Annotated in this window: 16 protein-coding genes and 1 tRNA gene; 6 read left to right on the top strand and 11 right to left on the bottom strand. The window is 47.9% G+C overall.

Going from position 1 to position 18,034, the window contains the following annotated elements:
* Entirely contained in the window at positions 1 to 1,305 is a 1,305-nt protein-coding gene (murA, locus tag OO017_RS16645; RefSeq protein WP_266053827.1) for a UDP-N-acetylglucosamine 1-carboxyvinyltransferase, read from the top strand.
* A gap of 169 nt (positions 1,306 to 1,474) precedes the next feature.
* Here the strand turns inward: murA and arsC are convergent, their stop codons facing one another.
* Complete coding sequence (gene arsC / locus OO017_RS16640; protein WP_266053826.1) at positions 1,475 to 1,816, bottom strand: arsenate reductase (glutaredoxin); 342 nt, start codon at positions 1,814 to 1,816, stop codon at positions 1,475 to 1,477.
* A gap of 119 nt (positions 1,817 to 1,935) precedes the next feature.
* On the opposite strand from arsC, the gene OO017_RS16635 reads away from it, so the two are divergent.
* Both OO017_RS16635 and OO017_RS16630 read left to right on the top strand, forming a co-directional pair.
* The gene (locus OO017_RS16635) at positions 1,936 to 2,706 is read left to right on the top strand and encodes a LolA-like protein (RefSeq protein ID WP_266053825.1); all 771 of its coding nucleotides are present in this window, start codon (positions 1,936 to 1,938) and stop codon (positions 2,704 to 2,706) included.
* A gap of 405 nt (positions 2,707 to 3,111) precedes the next feature.
* Complete coding sequence (locus OO017_RS16630; protein WP_266053824.1) at positions 3,112 to 4,656, top strand: hypothetical protein; 1,545 nt, start codon at positions 3,112 to 3,114, stop codon at positions 4,654 to 4,656.
* A 70-nt stretch (positions 4,657 to 4,726) separates the two neighbouring features.
* Here OO017_RS16630 and ung read toward each other — a convergent pair whose 3' ends face one another.
* Positions 4,727 to 5,389 (bottom strand): uracil-DNA glycosylase, encoded by a 663-nt coding sequence (gene ung, locus OO017_RS16625; RefSeq protein ID WP_266053823.1) that lies wholly within the window; start codon positions 5,387 to 5,389, stop codon positions 4,727 to 4,729.
* A gap of 91 nt (positions 5,390 to 5,480) precedes the next feature.
* Here ung and apaG point away from each other — a divergent pair, with 91 nt between their 5' ends.
* The gene (gene apaG / locus OO017_RS16620; RefSeq protein ID WP_266053822.1) at positions 5,481 to 5,867 is read left to right on the top strand and encodes a Co2+/Mg2+ efflux facilitator ApaG/CorD; all 387 of its coding nucleotides are present in this window, start codon (positions 5,481 to 5,483) and stop codon (positions 5,865 to 5,867) included.
* A gap of 65 nt (positions 5,868 to 5,932) precedes the next feature.
* Entirely contained in the window at positions 5,933 to 6,721 is a 789-nt protein-coding gene (locus OO017_RS16615; protein WP_266053821.1) for an O-methyltransferase, read from the top strand.
* A gap of 90 nt (positions 6,722 to 6,811) precedes the next feature.
* Here OO017_RS16615 and kdsA read toward each other — a convergent pair whose 3' ends face one another.
* Positions 6,812 to 7,621, bottom strand: coding sequence for a 3-deoxy-8-phosphooctulonate synthase (gene kdsA, locus OO017_RS16610; protein WP_266053820.1), 810 nt, complete (start codon positions 7,619 to 7,621; stop codon positions 6,812 to 6,814).
* Between the two features lie 203 nt (positions 7,622 to 7,824).
* Positions 7,825 to 8,424 carry a class I SAM-dependent methyltransferase gene (locus OO017_RS16605; RefSeq protein WP_266053819.1) on the bottom strand — a complete coding sequence of 200 codons (600 nt, stop codon included), beginning with the start codon at positions 8,422 to 8,424 and terminating at the stop codon, positions 7,825 to 7,827.
* A 110-nt stretch (positions 8,425 to 8,534) separates the two neighbouring features.
* Between OO017_RS16605 and OO017_RS16600 the strand changes: the two genes are divergently transcribed.
* Entirely contained in the window at positions 8,535 to 9,476 is a 942-nt protein-coding gene (locus OO017_RS16600) for a DUF8428 domain-containing protein (RefSeq protein WP_266053818.1), read from the top strand.
* 210 nt (positions 9,477 to 9,686) lie between these two features.
* Here the strand turns inward: OO017_RS16600 and cphA are convergent, their stop codons facing one another.
* The 7 genes from cphA to OO017_RS16565 form a co-directional block, all read right to left on the bottom strand.
* On the bottom strand, positions 9,687 to 12,314 hold the full coding sequence (gene cphA, locus OO017_RS16595; protein ID WP_266053817.1) for a cyanophycin synthetase: 2,628 nt from the start codon (positions 12,312 to 12,314) through the stop codon (positions 9,687 to 9,689).
* A 356-nt stretch (positions 12,315 to 12,670) separates the two neighbouring features.
* Positions 12,671 to 12,741 (bottom strand) — tRNA-Cys (locus tag OO017_RS16590).
* Positions 12,742 to 13,006: 265 nt separating this feature from the next.
* A complete protein-coding gene (locus OO017_RS16585) occupies positions 13,007 to 13,462 on the bottom strand; it encodes a hypothetical protein (protein ID WP_266053816.1) in 456 nt (151 codons plus the stop codon).
* Positions 13,463 to 13,523: 61 nt separating this feature from the next.
* The gene (locus OO017_RS16580) at positions 13,524 to 14,012 is read right to left on the bottom strand and encodes a hypothetical protein (protein ID WP_266053815.1); all 489 of its coding nucleotides are present in this window, start codon (positions 14,010 to 14,012) and stop codon (positions 13,524 to 13,526) included.
* Between the two features lie 196 nt (positions 14,013 to 14,208).
* Entirely contained in the window at positions 14,209 to 16,095 is a 1,887-nt protein-coding gene (gene rpsA, locus OO017_RS16575; protein ID WP_266053814.1) for a 30S ribosomal protein S1, read from the bottom strand.
* A gap of 510 nt (positions 16,096 to 16,605) precedes the next feature.
* Positions 16,606 to 17,109, bottom strand: coding sequence for an HNH endonuclease (locus tag OO017_RS16570; RefSeq protein ID WP_266053813.1), 504 nt, complete (start codon positions 17,107 to 17,109; stop codon positions 16,606 to 16,608).
* A gap of 81 nt (positions 17,110 to 17,190) precedes the next feature.
* The gene (locus OO017_RS16565; protein WP_266053812.1) at positions 17,191 to 17,967 is read right to left on the bottom strand and encodes a C40 family peptidase; all 777 of its coding nucleotides are present in this window, start codon (positions 17,965 to 17,967) and stop codon (positions 17,191 to 17,193) included.
* Between the last annotated feature and the right edge of the window lie 67 nt (positions 17,968 to 18,034).

The raw sequence follows: 18,034 nt of genomic DNA, 5'->3' as shown, positions 1-18,034 counted from the left end.
ATGGCTTCTTTTGAAGTAATTGGCGGCAACAAACTGAAAGGCGATATTTACCCGCAGGGTGCCAAAAACGAGGCACTACAGATACTGTGCGCCGTGTTGCTGACCGCAGAACCAGTAACGATCTCAAACGTGCCGGACATCCGGGATGTAAATAAACTCATAGAACTCCTGCGGGACTTGGGGGTGAAAGTAACACGCAAAGCGCCTGATACTTATACTTTCCAGGCCGATGACATTAACCTGGACTACCTTAACTCTGACCAGTTTGTGGAGCAGGGCCGTGCCATCCGTGGCTCTGTGATGATCGTAGGTCCATTGTTAGCCAGATTCGGTGAGGCAAAAATGCCGAAGCCAGGTGGAGACAAAATTGGCCGCCGCCGCCTGGACACGCACTTTATAGGTCTGGAGAAGCTTGGCGCCAAGTTTAACTATGATACCCCGGACGTATTCTACAGCGCCACCGCAGATCGCCTGCACGGAGCGTACATGCTGCTGGATGAGGCTTCCGTAACCGGTACCGCCAATATTCTTATGGCGGCTGTGCTAGCCGAGGGTACCACCACCATTTACAACGCCGCCTGCGAGCCTTATGTGCAGCAGCTGAGCCGTATGCTTAACCGCATGGGTGCGAAAGTAAGTGGCATTGGCTCTAACCTGCTGGTAATTGAGGGTGTTGAGAAATTGGGTGGCACAGAGCACCGCATGTTGCCCGATATGATCGAGATCGGCTCGTTTATAGGTATGGCTGCCATGACGGGATCTGAGATCACGATTAAAGACTGCCAGATTCCGGAGTTGGGCCTGATACCAGACACATTTCAGCGTTTGGGTATTAAAATGGAGTTCAGGGGCGATGATATCTTTATTCCGGCCCAGGACCGTTACGAAGTGGATACTTACATTGACGGAAGCATCCTGAACATCTCAGACCATACCTGGCCGGGCCTGACACCCGACCTGCTGAGCGTAGCGCTTGTAACAGCCACACAGGCCAAAGGAACGGTGCTGATTCACCAGAAAATGTTCGAGAGCCGCCTGTTCTTCGTGGACAAGCTGATAGACATGGGTGCCCAGATCATACTTTGCGACCCGCACCGCGCTACTGTTATCGGGCAAAACAAGCAAATCCCACTGCGAGGCATTCGCATGACCTCGCCTGACATCCGTGCCGGTGTGGCCCTGCTTATCGCGGCCCTCTCAGCCGAAGGTAAGAGCATCATCGATAACGTAGAGCAAATCGACCGCGGCTACCAGAACATCGATGGTCGCCTGAACGCCCTTGGCGCGCAGATCAGAAGGATTTAAAGTATACCTTCAAAAGTATATAAACAGGAAGAGCAGCTCAAATGGGCTGCTCTTCCTGTTTATATACTTTTGAGACTAATTTAATATGAGCTGAGTAGAATTAGAAAATCTACGGCATCACTGTACTTGTCCCACCCCCTGAAGTATAGCTTGCTCTAATACAGCGCCCCTACAGCAACTCCTGCACCTTCTCCGGCGGGCGGCCCAGCACGGCTTTGTTATCCTTCACCACAATCGGGCGCTCGATCAGAACTGGGTTCTCCACCATGGCTTTTATCCACTCATCGTCGGATAGCGCTTTGCCTTTATACTTCTCTTTGTAGATTGTTTCCCCTTTGCGGAGCAATTGCTCAGGTTTCATGTGCAGCTTCTGCAGGATGTCGCGCAGCTCTTCGGCAGTAGGCGGTGTTTTCAGGTACTCCACTACCTCTACCTCCTGCCCTGCCTGATTTATCAAATCCAGTGTCTGGCGGCTTTTACTGCAACGGTTGTTGTGGTATATCGTCAGCATATCATCTATAGTTTACAAGTATGAAGGTACAAAAAACTCAAGTATAACTGGCACTAAAAGTATGGCGCGGCATGTAAGTATTTTCGTAATTTAGCGCCACAAAATCACATCTAAAAACTATGAAAAATCAATTCATTAACCGCGGCGGTCTGCTGCTGCTTTGCCTCACACTTCTCCCCTGTTTAGGTTATGCGATGGCACCCAAGGCAAAGTATAAAAACGGCTCTGAAATTGTAAAAGCCATGTACAAGCGTTGGGAAGGCAAGTGGTATCCTAACTTTCAGTTTGAGCAACGCGCAATCTTTTACGAGAACGGGCAGGTAAGCAAGGAGGAAGTATGGCAGGAACTGTACAGCCAACCGGGTTTGCTGCATATCCGTTTCGACGGCTTTGAGAGTGGCAACGGAGCTGTGTTTGCCCAGGACACGGTATATCGTTTTCAGGAGGGAAAATTGGCTGGCAAAATGCCGCAGGTGCACCCGCTAGTGCTGCTTTCTTTTGATATCTACTTCCTGAAACCGGAGGAAACCATTGCCAAGCTCAATACCCTGAATTTCGATCTGAACAAAGTATACGAAACCGACTGGCAGGGCCGCAAAGCCGTAGTGGTTGGCGCCAGTAACCCAGAGGATGTAAACAGCCCTCAGTTTTGGGTGGATAAGGAGCGCTTGTACGTACTGCGTGTGGTCACCAATAGCAAAGGCAGTGTACGCGATGTGGAGATGAACAACTATCAGTTCATAGAGAAGAATTGGGTAGCCACCGAGATCGTTTTTAAAACAGACGGAGCAACCACACTTCGAGAGGAGTACTTCAACATCAGCTTTCCGAAGAGCACCGACAGCAAATGGTTTGACCCGGAGAACTTCAGCAACACACGCTGGCAATAAAAAAGAAGCCGCTGAAACCCATATCAGCGGCTTTTTAGTGTAACAAGGTTACACAAAGTCAGAAAACTACATCCCAGCAGCATGCAGCTTAATTAATCTGGAATTAAAAACTAATCAAAACTATTATCTTTATCTTTTCAGATGCAAAACCGGAAGGTTCAGGCTGAGGTAATAATCTGCAGCTTAAGGCTTTCTGTTCCTTACGCCGCTCCCCAGGTGTTTCAGAACCAATGCTGAAGATACCTTTTAAATATTTCAGCCTATCTTTACTCCTGAACCTGTTGCTAAATAGCAGCTTTTTTCAGGACACTGAAAATTAAATGTTGGAGATGCTACTATTTCTAAACAGCGCCAACAACAATATACTTCACTGACTATCAACAACATAAACCAACACCCGTTACAATGCCTAACCCTTCTCAGGATACTGTATTTCAGTTGATAAAATCGCTAGCTCGTTCGGAGAAGCGGCATTTCCGGCTGTTTGCAACCCGGCAGGGATCTAGTGGCGACATTAAATTCCTGCAGCTTTTCGATGCGCTGGATGCTATGTCGGCCTATGACGAGGAGCGGGTACTGCAAATGGTGCCCAGCATAAAGAAGGTACAGTTGGCGAACCAGAAGGCCAACCTGTACAAGCAGCTGCTGGCCAGCCTGCGCCTCTACCACGCCAACCAGAACGCCGACATTCAGTTGCACGAGCAACTGGATTACGCCCGGGTGCTTTACAACAAGGGCTTGTACCAGCAGAGCCTTAAAATGCTGGAGAAGGTAAAGGTGGCGGCACAGCAGAACGCCCACCTGCACGTTGCCTTAACTGCTCATACTTTCGAGAAGCAGATTGAGCAGCAGTACATTACCCGTAGCCTGGAGGGCCGAGCTGAAGCCCTGACCGAAGAAACAAACAATCTACTGGGCCACCTGGGCAGAATTCACCACAACTCCGACCTGGCGCTGCGGCTATACGGCCTATACATAAAAATGGGGCACGCCCGTACACAGGACGACCGCGATCAGCTGAAAGCCTTTTTCAAAGCAAACGTGCCAACGCTGAGCCCCAAAGAGGCCAATTTTAATGAAAAGCTGTCCTTCTACCAGTCGCATGTTTGGTACCATTACATCCTGCAGGATTTTAAAGCCTGCTACCGCTATGCGCAAAAGTGGGTAGACCTGTTTGAAGATGAGCCACAGATGAAGCAGCAGCAAACAACCAACTACATCAAGGGGCTGCATAACCTGCTACTGGCGCTCCACAGCATGTTGTACTACAGCAAGTTTAAGGAGGCCCTGAAAAAGCTGGAGGACTTTGCCGGAGACAACAACAGACGCAGCAACCCTAACATTGAGATGCTGCTGTTTCTCTACATCTACACCAATCGCATCAATGCCTATTACATGGAAGGCCGCTTTACCGAGGGGCTGAAGATAGTACCGGAGATCAGGCGCAACCTAAACGTATTCCAGCAGCAGCTAGACCCCCATCGCCAGCTTATTTTCTATTATAAGATAGCCTCTTTATACTTTGGCAGCGGCGATTACAACAGCACCATTTTATACTTGCAGAAGATCATACAGTACAAGGATGTAAGTTTACGGGAGGATATACAATGCTTCGCGCGAATCCTGAACCTGATAGCGCATTACGAGGCTGGAAAAGACGAGCTGCTGGAGTACCAGATTAAGTCAGTATATCATTTTCTGGGTAAGATGAATGACCGGCAGCCAATGCAGGTGGCTATCTGCGAGTTCCTGCGCAACCTCCCCGACATTAAACCTCTGGAGCTGAAATCGGCCTTTGTAGCCCTTAAAGAAAAGCTACTCCAGATATCAGATAACCCGCTTTACAGGCGCCCGTTCCAGTACCTGGACATCATCTCCTGGCTGGACAGCAAAATCAACCACCAATCAGTGCAGCAGGTGATGCAGCAGAAGTTTAAACAGCTAAAGTAACGCTTCCAAACAACATCTCCCCACCTTAAACCAGGTGGGGAGATGTGAATGATTTGTACTTTTAAGGCTTTTACCAATCAATTGGCTTTTTGCCATGTTCCTGCAGGTAGGCATTGGCTTTACTGAAGTGGCGGCTGCCGAAGAAGCCACGGTCAGCGGCGAAGGGGGATGGATGAGCAGCTTTTAGCACCAAATGCTTACGCTCATCAATAAAAGCTCCTTTTTTCTGGGCATAGGCACCCCACAGCATAAACACCACGTTCTCCTTGAGGTCGTTCACCTTCTGTACCACGGCATCAGTAAACTCCTCCCACCCTTTTTTCTGGTGAGACCCTGCATCGCCGGCACGTACCGTCAGGGTAGCATTCAGCAGCAGCACCCCCTGCTTGGCCCAGCGCTCCAGGTTACCGGTAGGTGGTAAATCCTTGCCCAGGTCACTTTTGATCTCTTTAAAAATATTAAGCAGTGAGGGCGGCGTGCGCACCTTGTCACTTACTGAGAAAGCGAGGCCATTAGCCTGGTTTGGTCCGTGGTATGGGTCCTGGCCAAGAATTACAACCTCCACCTTATCAAAAGGGCACATCTCGAAGGCGCTAAAAATCTGGTTCCCTGGTGGATAAACTTTTTGGCTCGTGTATTCGTCTTTTACAAATGAAACCAACTCATTAAAGTATGGTTTTTCAAATTCATCTTGTAAGATATTTTGCCAGCTTTCTTCTATCTTTACATGCATGAGTTAGTTTGGCTTGATGGGTTAGATTAACAGAAGCTACAGCATGCGCAGCAGCCGCAATGGTTTCTAAGTATACAAAAAACTCTGGAACATGGATACAAAAACAACGGAAGGTGTAAAAGTTAGTGTTACTACCAACTACTTACCGGACTACTCCAGCCCGGTACAGCAGCACTTTGTTTTTGCCTACAGGATAAAAATAGAAAACAACAGCGAGTTTACGGTAAAACTGCTCCGCCGCCATTGGTACATACACGATGCCACCGGCCAGATGCGCGAGGTGGAGGGTGAGGGTGTGGTGGGCCAGCAGCCTACCCTGGAGCCGGGCGAGATGCACGAGTATGTTTCAGGCTGCAACCTGAAGACCGGCATCGGCAAAATGCGCGGCACTTACCTGATGGAGCGCATGGTAGACGGCCGCCAGTTTGACGTAACCATTCCGGAGTTCACGCTTGTTGTACCCTATAAACTCAATTAACAGCCACCGGCACGAGTTAAAACTACTCATTTATACTTTGTGCCCAGCCTCCAACTTTAGCCCTTGTGTTGTCATACCTCCGTTTAGCTGCTGATTACCTGCTGTACCGAATGCGCGCCTATAAGCTGCATGGTGTCCACTCCCCTTTTATTTTCGACCTGTACCACAACGTGCTGCACCACACGGGCCACTTCCCGGCTTACGACAGTGTGGAGGCGCTGCGCGAGGAACTACTCCACGACGAGCAACAGCTGCAGGTAACCGATTTCGGGGCCGGCTCCAGAAGTATAAACCAGAGAACAAGAACGGTAAAAGACATTGCCCGCACATCGGCCAAGCCTGCCAAGTATGGGCAACTGCTCTTCAGGCTGGTCAACCACTTTCAGCCAGAAACCATTGTAGAGCTGGGCACCTCCCTCGGTTTGACTACCTCTTACCTGGCAGAGGCTCGCAAGAAAGGCAAGATTTATACTTTTGAGGGATGCCCTAATATTGCCGGGGTTGCCCGAGAAAACTTTAGGAAGCAAAGGTACAGCAACATCGAATTAATTGAAGGCAATCTGGATGAAACATTGCACCGTCACCTGCAGCAACTGGAGAAGCTGGATTTTGCCTTCCTGGATGGCAACCACCGCTACGAGCCCACCCTGCGCTACTTTGAAAGCTGCCTTGCCAAAAGCCACGAAAACACCGTGCTCGTGCTGGATGATATTTACTGGTCTGCAGAGATGAAGCGGGCCTGGCAGGAAGTAAAACGCCACCCACAGGTACGCCAGACGGTTGATTTATACTTTGTAGGGCTGGTATTCTTCCGGCCGCAGCAGCCGAAGGAACATTTTACGCTATACTTTTAGCGTATCTCGTAACACGTATCAAGTAGCACGATTTCAAAGAATATAGTTTATATGAAGTCTTGATACTTGATACGTGTTACGTGATTTACCCTATTGAACCGCCTGGCGAATACGGACAAGCTTTTGCAGCAACACCTCCAGCTGATCTAATGGCAGCATATTGGCCCCGTCAGACTTTGCAATACTTGGCTGCGGGTGCGTCTCGATAAACAACCCATCTACCCCTACGGCAATGGCCGCTTTGGCAATCGTCTCAATCAGGGCTGGCTTGCCGCCCGTTACCCCAGAGCTTTGGTTTGGCTGCTGCAGCGAGTGAGTAATATCCATCACCACCGGGGCACCTGTGGCCTGCATGGCCGGTATGTTACGGAAATCCACCACCAGGTCAGAGTAGCCGAAACTGTTGCCACGGTCCGTAAGTATAACTTTATCATTGCCAGACTCCCGCACCTTATCCACGGCAAAGCGCATCGCCTCACCCGACAGAAACTGCCCCTTCTTGATATTTACGACTTTGCCTGTGTTAGCGGCTGCCACCAGCAGGTCAGTTTGGCGGCACAGGAAAGCCGGGATTTGCAGTACATCCACGTACTCGGCGGCCATGGCAGCCTCTCCACTTTCATGTATGTCTGTAACGGTTGGCACATCAAACTCCTTCCCCACCTTCTCCAATATGCGTAGCGCCTTCTCGTCGCCGATGCCGCAAAAAGAATCCAGGCGTGAGCGGTTGGCCTTGCGGTAAGAGCCCTTAAAGATCCACGGAATCTGCAGCTTATCTGTGATCGTTTTAATGCGTTCTGCAATCTCCATTGCCATCTCCTCGCCTTCTATGGCGCACGGACCGGCCATCAGAAAGAAGTTGCCACTATCTGTATGTTTTAATTTAGGTATCTCTAACATAGGTTTTATACTTTTATACTCGCCTTTCCGGCACTACAAAGGTAGTTAGAAAAGTTAAAGAGTTGGAGAGTTTAAGACTCAGAGCGTTAATTCGGGTTACAGGATAGTTGTTTGTTAAGTAAGCTCCTAAACTATTTCCTGCCACAGGTTATGATTCGGCAAATTGCGGCATGACCTGAATCAACCATACTTTAAAGTATTATTTATACTTGGATTTGCTTCGCCTGCAGCAACATAAAAAGCTCCTTACCCTGCCGGGGAGGAATGGAGTTATAAGCCGTTTCGAAGTGTATAAAATCAAAGTATGGCGCAAAGTATATCTTGTACTCTTCGCGGTCACCGCCAAACGGAGGGCCCGCTTTTTCAAAAGTAGTATCAAACAACAAGCCCATCAGTTTGCCTTCTGGCTGCAGCAGTTCGTGGCATTTAAGGGCATAAGCAGCACGCAGCTGCGGGTTGAGGGCACAGAAAAAAGTCTGCTCCACCATCAGGTCGAAAGGCCCTTGCAACGAGAAAAAATCCTGCCGCAACAAATGGTCCTGCGGAAAATCCGGAACGCGGCCCAGGAAATTCTGTAGCGGCGCCTCAGCCACGTCTGCCACATAAACAGCCTTAAAACCATTTTTATGCAGGTATTCAGCCTCATAGGCATTGCCGCACCCCGGAATCAAAATCCGCAGATCTTTGTTTTTCAGGTGGTCAAAATATTCTTTCAGCGGCGGCGTTATACCTCCAACGTCCCAGCCAGTCTGGTTCTGCCGGTAGCGCTGCTGCCAATAAGCTGCATTAAAATCTTGGTTCATCTTGCTTCAATTATAAAACCAAATTTATATATTTGACTTTTGCACTAAGTCTGATTTTAGTGTATGTCATAAAACTAACCTATAACATTGGGTAATCAAACATTTAATATATGTCTACAAACACTCCTGAGAATCGTAGTAACCGCAAGCTTTTAATTGGAGGCCTCCTGGTTGTGCTTATCAGCATCAATGGCATTCTGATCTACATGAATTATCAGAAAAAGGAAAAAACAGAAGAGCAGGCCGAGATTATTAAGGTAAAGAACAGTGAACTGGAGAACCAGATTAAGGTATACGAGGCACTGAAGGCTGATTTTGAGCGTCAGAGCCAGGAACTGTCTGCCATGGGCCTGGAAAATGATTCGCTTGAGTCGCAGATTGCCTCTATCTCAGCTGACCTGGATGAGTTGCGCGGCTTCAGAAAAAGAAGCTATAGCCTGGCTGACCAGCGCCGTTTCCGTGACAGAGCCAGCGCTTTTGAGAAGCAACTGCAGGAGAAAGATCAGGAAATTGCCCAGCTGAAGCAGGATAACGAGGTACTGTTTACAGAGAATACCGACCTGAAAACCACGCAAACCCGCATGACGGACAGCCTTACTACCATGCGCTCCACCAACGCAGAGCTTAACCAGAAGGTACGCGTTGCCTCCAGACTTGAAGCGCAGGGACTGAACGTGAACATCATTAACCAACGTGGCAAGGAGAAAGAAGACGATGATAACGAGTTTAGAGCCAAACGTGTGGACAAACTGCGTATCGACTTTAAGCTTGCCAGCAACGAAGTAGCTAAAAAAGAGCCTAAAACGGTTTACATGCGTATGATTGAGCCGGACGGAGCTGCACTTTACAACCTGTCTACAGGTTCTGGCACGTTCCAGATTGATGGCGAAGACATGTACTACACAGCTAAGCGCGATTTCGTGTTTGACAACACCCAGCAGGCACTTAGCTTTACTTACGACAAGAACGCTGAGTACAAAAAAGGTGAGCACACGGTAGAGCTCTACGCAGACGGCTTCCTGATTGGAAAGACGACTTTCGTTCTGAAATAAAAACTTATACTTTTAGCCAAAGTATGAAGCCCCTGCTTTACAGCAGGGGCTTTTCTTTTTTCGCTTGACGGACCATAAGCATAAACGTGAATTTCTGACCAGCTTATCTCCGGGCATAAAAAAAGCCCTAACCTAAGGGCAAGGGCTTTAGTCCATCGTTCACATTTATATCTTTCTTTTATTAATTGTCTAACGCGGTCATTCGGGGCTTTATTCTACAAAAACCTTCCGATCCTGAATTACCTTGAAACTCTCTACCATTTTCACGGATTCGTGCACATCCTCGGTAAAGATAGCAACTAGGGATCCCGGCTCGGCATTTTCCAACGCAAAGGCAATGGCGCGCATTTCCTGTGGGATCTGGTGCACTTGCTTCTCCGGGGCGGTATCCTCAATTCCCTTCAGTACCGGGCCCATAATCTCTTCTGCCGTTTTGCCGCGCAGGTCAGCATCCAGACGCACAATGATCTCATCAAAAATCTCCCCCGACACACGGCCAATTTCATAGAAATCCTCTTGACGCCGATCGCCCACTGCCGCCACAATGCCTACCTTTTTACTTACCTCCAGCGCACTCATGTAATCACCGATGGCTTTCAGTCCGCCAACATTGTGCGCGTAGTCTACCAAGACCTCAAACGTAGGAAACTTAAACAGGTTCATACGGCCCGGAGTTTTGCTCGGAGAAGGTATGAACGTGCGAAGCGAAGTCTTAATATCCTCGATCTCGAAATGCGAAATATATCCGGCCAAAGCAGCGGCAAGTATGTTCTCAATGTTAAACCTGGCCTTTCCACCAAACGTCAGCGGCACGTCAGCCACGCGGTCTATCCTGATCTTATAGCTATTCTTGAAAATAGAGATGTAGCCGTTCTCAAATACTGCAGCCAGTCCGCCTTTGGCAATGTGCTTTAGTATGCGCGGGTTATTTTCATCCATACTAAAGAACGCCACTTTACAGTCAAGACCTTCTGCCATACCATAAACCAGGTCATCATCGGCATTAAGCACAGCGTAGCCATCTTTGCTCACGCTCTTAGGAACCACAGCCTTAAGGCGCGCCAGTTCTTCCAGCGTATGAATGTCTCCCAGCCCCAGGTGGTCAGAACTCACGTTGGTTACAATGCCAATATCGCATTGCTCAAAACCGAGGCCGGAGCGCAGTAACCCTCCCCTGGCACACTCCAGCACGGCAAAATTAACGGTCGGGTCTTTTAGCACGAACTGGGCGCTGTAAGAGCCTGTTGTATCGCCTTTCTCCAGTAGCTTATCCTGAATGTAAATACCTTCAGTGGTAGTATAGCCAACCTGATATCCTTTGTGCTTCACCATGTGGGAGATGAGGCGGGTGGTGGTGGTTTTGCCATTTGTACCTGTTACCGCGATGATCGGGATGCGGGCAGGTTTGTTTCTCGGGAAAAGCATGTCCACTACTGGCTCGGCTACATTGCGAGGCAAACCGTAAGTCGGCGAAATGTGCATCCTGAACCCTGGCGCTGCATTTACTTCCAACACTGCACCGCGCGACTCAACTAGAGGTATGGCAATGTCAGTGGTCATCACATCTATGCCGCAGATATCTAACCCGATCAGGCCGGCGATGCGTTCTGCCATCAGAATGTTATAAGGGTCCACCAGGTCGCTTACATCCGTAGCCGTACCACCGGTGCTAATGTTTGCTGTACTTTTAAGGTACAGTACCTCTCCTGCCGCCAGCACCGACTTAGTGGTCAGGTTCAGGCTTTTGAGAATGTTGTCCGTATGCTTGTCCAGCTTTATCTTGGTTAGCGCTTTCTCGTGCCCAATGCCCCTTCTCGGGTCAGTGTTCTCTTTATCGATGAGCTGTTTAATGGTAGAAATACCATCGCCGGTTACCATAGCGGGTGTTCGTTTGGCAGCGGCCACAAACTTGCCATTAATAACCAGCAGCCTGAAATCATAGCCTTGGATATATTGCTCCACCATTACGCCGGGTGAGTACTTCTTGGCCTCCGCAAAGCCCTTCTGTGCATCCTTTAAATTAGTAATGTTGATTGTAGCACCTTTGCCGTGGTTGCCGTCCAGCGGCTTTATCACGACCGGGAATCCTAACCAGCTAAGAGCCTTCTTCAGCTCTTCCGGCTCATAGATTGTTCTTCCTTTCGGCACAGGAATACCTGCTTCTGCTAAAATGTCTTTGGTGGCTTTCTTATCGCCTGCAATCTCTACAGCAAAGCAAGCGGTGCTTGATGTCATGGTAGCCTGTATGCGCTTTTGGTGCACCCCGTAGCCCAATTGTATCAGCGAGTGGCGATTAAGGCGGATGTAAGGTATACCCCGGCTCACCGCTTCCGACACAATAGAATAGGTGCTAGGCCCAAAGTACTCGTCCTCCCTAATATCGTGTAGGCGTGTGATGTCTTCACTTACTTTATAGTTCTCGCCCGCTACCAAAGCCTTTGTAATACGCACGGCCGCATAGGCTGCATACTCCCCGGCCCTTTCCTCCTGGTATGAGTAGACTACCGTTTGGTGGCCTTCTTCGGGGGCAGGGTAGCAACGGCCGTAACCGCTCTCCATACCCGCCATGGTTTGCAACTCCAGCGCCACATGTTGTACTACGTGGCCGAAGGTAGTGCCTTCCTGCACTACTTTAAAAAAACCGCCTTCTACGCCCTCCCCCGCACGGTGGCGCATCATGCCCGGGAACATTTTCTTTAAGCGTGACAAAAAATGGGGAACCTCGTTAGTGGATTTCTGGCTAAGCTCATCAAGCGCCAGTTTTAAAACGATAAGTTTAGGGTGCTTAACTGACCAGTAGTTTGGCCCGCGCATGATGCGCAAATCTATAATTTTCATTCTTTTTATCGCTGTCTAAGCTATGCGTTTACGCTAATCGGGGCTATGCCCCTTTTCATACTTCGTGTTTCATGCCCTATGCCCACTTCTGCAGGATATGCTACTCCTGCTATACAGTACAATTTATAAATATCAGAACATGAACAATTTGTGCGATTTTGTTTTGGTTTAAAGCGTTAATAAGGCGTGCACAGTGGCTGCCATAAATCAACTTGGTTATCGACATTACGGATTTAGATGCCAAAAGATTAAACTACAGCAAGAAAGTTGTGAAGGTATGGAGGTATACTTACGCCCTAGTGGACGAAGAGAGTGGACAAACAAAAAGCCCGCTAAGTATACTTAGCGGGCTTTAGAGGTAACGAGCGGATTCGAACCGCTGTAGCAGCTTTTGCAGAGCTGAGCCTAGCCACTCGGCCACGTTACCGTGTGATTGGGAGTGCAAATATACATAGAGAAGTATACTTGTCAAACTTTAAAGCCTTATTTTTTACGAAGCAGCGGCGCCGCTCCTATTTTACTTTGATGCTCAAATTGTTGGTGGAGTAAGTTTACAAACAGCCTGCAAAGGGTGTTTCGAGTTTTTGAGGTAGCGTAATGGTGTAGACGATGCGCAAGGCGTAGCCAAGCATGGAGTATACACGTTGTTGGCAATTGTGATTCATTTCTTTTCCTGCTCTACAAGTATGATTCTATAAAATCTGCTTTTTAACATTAGCAGCCTCGATAGCCTTTTTATCCCCATTCAATTCAATATTTGGATTGCCATTTAGAACTTGTAGCAAATGGTTTATAACCTCTCTTTGGTTTTGTAAATCGGAGGTTATTCTAATCTTGGCACCTCCGCCTTTTAGAATCATTTCATTTTCATACAAGTATAGATGTCTAACCTGTTCAAAGTAGAGCTTGGTAGGATTAAGAAGCCCTTGTTGCTCAATAAACTCCTCTGTTATAAGTAGTCTGAATTTAAAAGTATACCATAGACCTATGGTACAAAATAGGAATAGGGGCAGTACTACAGCTATTAGTAGATAAAGCTCGCCTTCTTCTATATAGTACAAACCAGCCCAAAAAGAGAGTAATATCCCCGCTGTAAGAGCTACTATCAGAAATACCTTAATTCCAACTGAATAACCTATTGTTTTCATATTTTAGAATTATTTCCAACGGCTTGTATAAAAGGCGAACGAGGCAAAGCCGAAGTGTGGCTTATATGCCTTGTTGGCAGCTGCCATTCTTTTGTTCTATGATAGAGCGTTCCTGCTTTAGCCTTTGAAACTCAAACCTTAGTTCTTTTAGTACCCTATTAGGGTCTGAACTTATCACATGCCGAAATATGCTTGAGATTGAAAGTACAAAACATGCTTTACTTCCATCTTGAAATATGATACAGTATTTCAATGGCATAATTGCCTGCTCTACCGTTCTATATGCTGCTATCGGTTTAGATTTTACATAGAACAACTTCTTGACTATGATGTTGTCTCCTTCTAAGTAAATGTCTGCGTAGGTATAAGCGTGAACGACAACGAGTATACTAAGAACAAGAATAACCGATACAAATGCTACACCTTCGATAGAGAAGTTTCTGGTGATAATGTAAAGCAGGAACAGGCAAAAAGGAACAAAGAAAAGTAGCAGCATAGCTTGCCCTAAAATAGCAGAGCCTCCACCAATATTTTTGCTGTTCTTTTCCATTTTATACTTTCTGGTTACTGCCAACTACTGTGTAAAAGTCACTATGACGTTTATCTGCATTATGGCGAAGGAAACCAACATTCCTTCGACCTTTTATTTAGGCTATTCTATCATAATTTAACAACCAAAAGTATAAAAACAAAAAAGCCCCGGATTGCTCCGGGGCTTTCTGTTGTATAACAAGCTTAAAGATTAATTAAGCGTTGTTCTCTTCTTCAGAAGCTTCGTCTTCGTTAGTGTCTTTTGCCTTTTTTGCGGCAGCAGCCTCTAACTTCTTAACACCAGCCTCTTTCTCATTCTCCAGCATCTGCTCTTTCAGGGCAGAAAGTGCATCCAGGTCACCAAGAGTAGACTTGTTCTCTACTTCTTTCTGAACCTTAGGAGCTTTCTCTTTCTTCTCACCTGTAGCAGGAGTAGCTTTCTTAGTAGCTCTTGCAGCTCTAGAAGACTCTACTTCAGAGTGAGTAGCAGTGTGCGAAAGGATGATCTTACGATCGTCTTTAGAGAACTCAGTTACTTTGAAGTCAAGTGTCTCACCTGCCTCAACCTGAGAGCCGTCTTCTTTCACCAGACCTTTAGGGAAAGTGAAACCTTCGATGCCGTAAGGCAGCTCCAGTGTCGCGCCTCTGTCTGATTTCTCAAGAACTGTAGCTTTGTGCACAGAACCAATGTTGAACACAGACTCGAACGTATCCCAAGGGTTCTCCTCCAGCTGCTTGTGGCCAAGCGCCAGTCTTCTGTTAGGAACGTCCAGCTCCAGAACAACTACGTCCAGGTTCTCGCCAACTTTCACGAACTCAGATGGGTGCTTGATCTTCTTAGTCCAAGACAGGTCAGATACGTGTACCAGACCGTCAACACCTTCTTCCAGCTCCAGGAACAGACCGAAGTTTGTCAGGTTACGAACGATACCAGTGTGCTTCGTGCCGATAGCGTACTTCGTCAACACATCCTCCTTCGTCCATGGATCTTCAGTAAGCTGCTTAATGCCCAAAGACATTTTACGCTCTTCGCGGTCCAGTGTCAGCACTACTGCCTCTACCTCGTCGCCTTGCTTGATGAAGTCCTGTGGGTTACGCAGGTGCTGTGACCAAGACATTTCAGAAACGTGGATCAGACCTTCTACGCCTGGCATCAGTTCCAGGAATGCACCGTAGTCAGCCACGTTAACGATTTTGCCTTTAACTTTAGAGCCAACCTCGATCTCAGCAGGAAGCGCATCCCAAGGGTGCGGTGTAAGCTGCTTCATGCCCAAGGAGATACGCTTCTTGTCTTCATCAAAGTCAAGAACTACCACGTTCACCTTCTGGTCAAGCTGCAATACTTCCTCTGGGTGGTTGATGCGGCCCCAAGAAATATCTGTGATGTGAAGCAGACCGTCTACGCCACCAAGGTCGATGAACACACCGAAGTTTGTCATGTTCTTGATAACGCCTTCCAGAACCTGACCTTTTTCCAAGTTGTTCAGGATAGCGGCACGCTGCTGCTCCAGGTCTTTCTCGATAAGTACTTTGTGAGATACAACCACGTTGTCGAAAGCGGCGTTGATTTTCACAACTTTCACTTCCATTTTCTTGCCTACGAACACGTCGAAGTCGCGGATCGGCTTCACGTCGATCTGAGATCCTGGCAAGAAGGCCTCCACACCATGGATATCCATGATAAGACCACCCTTGGTTCTTCTCTTAACAACACCCTCCAGAACGTTGTCGTTCTCAAGTGCGTCGTAAATCTTAGCCCAGGCACTAACGATTTTCGCCTTCTTGCGGGACAAGATAAGCTGACCGTTCGGGTCTTCCTGGTCTTCAATAAATACTTCTACCTGATCGCCTGGCTTAAGGTCGGGCATATCTCTGAATTCAGAGATAGACACAAGGCCATCAGATTTGAAACCGATGTTCAGGATTACGTCACGATCAGTAACACCTACAACAGTTCCGGTAACAACCTCCTGCTCCTGTACGGTAGTCAGGGTGTCGTCATACATTTTTTCCATTTCGGCTTTCTCAGCTTTGCTGTAGCCAGCACCGAAACCCTGAGACTCAAACTTGTCCCAGTCGAAATTTTCTGGAGAATTACTCATATTGTTTTTCCTGCTCTTGAGTAGCCACCGGCTTAGAGCAATGTAGCCGGTTTGGTTTAGTTATACATACCCCGGCTCTTACGCCCGGGCTCACTCAATCGAATGAACCGCAAAAGTAAGGAAATAATTCATCAAATACTACTTTGGACAGATATTATAAACAGCTTTTGGTGAGGGTATTAGGATTATGAGTTTAGCCAGATAGGAAGTTAGTGAGCTTGCAGAATGGCTTCGTTTATACTTCAGGAGACAGGTTTATATTAATTGGCAATCAGTTGGCCGCAATATTCTTCCCTTGCTCAATCAGGCTACAAGTCAAACTTTACATCAGGGTCTGCCCCTGCAAAGTATAACCGGTCGATACTTCTGGGAATGAATCGTAAAACACTTGGAAAGTATACTTTTCAATTTCACACTTTAAACAAACAATACACCTTTCGCACTTAAAAATACTGATCACCAACCAGATACATTACCAAAGCTAAATATATTAGCACCTATATAGTCCAGTTAATTCTCTACTCCCAGGTATATTTTCCAGTCGTTGTTACGGGTATTCAAGTGTAGTTGCAGGAAGGTCTGAAGCGATGGGCGCGTGGGCTTCCTGAGCAGCTTCAGGCCGGCCTCCTCGGGTGTGCGGTCTCCTTTGCGGGAGTTGCAGCGGGAGCAAGCGGTAACAAGGTTTTGCCACTTAGTCTCCCCTCCTCGGCAGCGGGGCAAGAGGTGATCCAGGGTGAGGTGTTTTACGGAGCCGCAGTACTGGCAGCTATAGTTATCGCGGCGCATTACATTGTGGCGGCTCAGGGCAATTCCATAGTATGGCACCCGCACGTAGCGCTGCAAACGTATGATGGAGGGCACGGGATATGCGGTGCTGACGGTGTGCAGCACCGCATCATCAGACTTAGTGACCATTTCTGCCTTAGCAAGGTATACTAGCCGGAAAGCCCGTTGAATGGAGCAGACGGCAATGGCGCTGAAGTCTTGGTTTAGGATGAGTACTTTATCTTTCATGGCCAATTTCAGGTCTTTCGCCTACTCTTTTACGGAATTCACCGAAAAGCTGTAGCGCCAAACAACAGAAATCAGCAGCTTTTAGAAATGGATACGCTTGATAATACGCAGGTTATGGGAATACCGCTTGCGCTCTGTATTGTAGATTCCGTTATGGTCTAAGGTATCGATCCGCACCTCGCCATGAGCGTGCATGATCTGCTGCCCTTCCAGCACAAGCCCCACATGCGTTATCCGGCCCTCCGGGTTAGAAAAGTATGCAAGATCGCCGGGCTGGGCCTGTGTTACAAAATGCACTTCCTCGCCGTGGTCCACCTGCTGGTAGGCATCACGTGGCAACTGGTAGCCGCAGATGCCAAAAACAAGCTGGGTAAAACCGGAGCAGTCTATCCCGAAAATGGATTTGCCTCCCCACAGGTAAGGCGCCTTCATAAAGCTATTAGCCACTTTTAGCAACTGAACAGGCGTGGCTATAGCTGCAGGGTTAGAACCCCGTCCCGTGTATTGGTAGCGCTCCTCGTTCACCCGGATACTCATGCCATCGAAAAAAGGTAGGTAGCAGCCAATGCCAACGGGAATTCGAACATCCGCACTATACACCACCTGCACCAGGTCCATGGCGCGTGGGTGCTGCGCTTTGCACCATTCTTTGTAGTACTCCGCAGAAACGGGGGTGTGTTGCTTAAAATCGATCCAGCCACGGTAGCCATCTGCCGCCAACTGAAGCTGTCGCCAGTTACCGTCCTGCGCAACCACCTCGTAGCACTCGCCAAAAAGCAGCTGCGTCACAATTTCAGCCTTGTCAGAAGTATCGGCGCGCATCGGCACCACACTCAGCATACCTATTCCGTATTCCAATTTTTTTAATTATTAAAGCTTAAAGAGTAATGAATAATTAAGGATAGATGTATTTAAAAGCTGCTAA

The organism is Pontibacter anaerobius, assembly GCF_026241195.1.
Classification (GTDB): domain Bacteria; phylum Bacteroidota; class Bacteroidia; order Cytophagales; family Hymenobacteraceae; genus Pontibacter; species Pontibacter anaerobius.
The sequence above is the reverse complement of the archived record's forward strand: the minus strand, read 5'-3'. Positions and strand labels throughout refer to the sequence as shown.

What these genes read in the sequence shown, in the direction of transcription:
- murA (WP_266053827.1), top strand. Translation starts at nt 1, where the DNA reads ATGGCTTCTTTTGAAGTAATTGGCGGCAACAAACTGAAAGGCGATATT.
- cphA (WP_266053817.1), bottom strand. Translation starts at nt 12,314, where the DNA reads ATGAAAATTATAGATTTGCGCATCATGCGCGGGCCAAACTACTGGTCA.
- ung (WP_266053823.1), bottom strand. Translation starts at nt 5,389, where the DNA reads ATGCATGTAAAGATAGAAGAAAGCTGGCAAAATATCTTACAAGATGAA.
- apaG (WP_266053822.1), top strand. Translation starts at nt 5,481, where the DNA reads ATGGATACAAAAACAACGGAAGGTGTAAAAGTTAGTGTTACTACCAAC.
- OO017_RS16585 (WP_266053816.1), bottom strand. Translation starts at nt 13,462, where the DNA reads ATGAAAACAATAGGTTATTCAGTTGGAATTAAGGTATTTCTGATAGTA.
- kdsA (WP_266053820.1), bottom strand. Translation starts at nt 7,621, where the DNA reads ATGTTAGAGATACCTAAATTAAAACATACAGATAGTGGCAACTTCTTT.
- OO017_RS16570 (WP_266053813.1), bottom strand. Translation starts at nt 17,109, where the DNA reads ATGAAAGATAAAGTACTCATCCTAAACCAAGACTTCAGCGCCATTGCC.
- arsC (WP_266053826.1), bottom strand. Translation starts at nt 1,816, where the DNA reads ATGCTGACGATATACCACAACAACCGTTGCAGTAAAAGCCGCCAGACA.
- rpsA (WP_266053814.1), bottom strand. Translation starts at nt 16,095, where the DNA reads ATGAGTAATTCTCCAGAAAATTTCGACTGGGACAAGTTTGAGTCTCAG.
- OO017_RS16600 (WP_266053818.1), top strand. Translation starts at nt 8,535, where the DNA reads ATGTCTACAAACACTCCTGAGAATCGTAGTAACCGCAAGCTTTTAATT.
- OO017_RS16580 (WP_266053815.1), bottom strand. Translation starts at nt 14,012, where the DNA reads ATGGAAAAGAACAGCAAAAATATTGGTGGAGGCTCTGCTATTTTAGGG.
- OO017_RS16630 (WP_266053824.1), top strand. Translation starts at nt 3,112, where the DNA reads ATGCCTAACCCTTCTCAGGATACTGTATTTCAGTTGATAAAATCGCTA.
- OO017_RS16635 (WP_266053825.1), top strand. Translation starts at nt 1,936, where the DNA reads ATGAAAAATCAATTCATTAACCGCGGCGGTCTGCTGCTGCTTTGCCTC.
- OO017_RS16605 (WP_266053819.1), bottom strand. Translation starts at nt 8,424, where the DNA reads ATGAACCAAGATTTTAATGCAGCTTATTGGCAGCAGCGCTACCGGCAG.